Genomic DNA, 361 nt, shown 5'->3' on the forward strand with positions numbered 1-361 from the left:
GCCAATGCGGCGCTGGCTGACCTTTCAAGGGACTTCGAAGCGCTCTACACCGCGTTCGGCCGGCCGTCGATCGCGCCGGAGAAACTGCTGCGGGCGATGCTGCTGCAGGCGTTTTACGGCATTCGCTCGGAGCGGCAATTGATGGAGCGGCTGGACTTCGACCTGCTGTTCCGCTGGTTTGTCGGCCTGGGCATGGACGACGCGGTATGGGATCATTCGACCTTCTCCAAGAACCGTGACCGGCTGCTCGAGGGCGAGATCGCGGCGAAGTTTCTGACGGCGCTGCTGGCTCGGCCCGAGGTGAAGCGGCTGCTGTCGAGCGACCACTTCTCGGTCGACGGCACGCTGATCGAGGCGAGGG

At 64.8% G+C, this 361-nt stretch carries 1 protein-coding gene; it reads left to right on the plus strand.

What is annotated here, in order from left to right; all coding sequences use genetic code 11:
• On the plus strand, positions 1–361 hold a 361-nt coding region (locus tag HL671_RS37920), incomplete at both ends, for a transposase (protein ID WP_172244277.1).

The organism is Bradyrhizobium denitrificans, from assembly GCF_013179005.1.
Lineage (GTDB): Bacteria > Pseudomonadota > Alphaproteobacteria > Rhizobiales > Xanthobacteraceae > Bradyrhizobium > Bradyrhizobium denitrificans.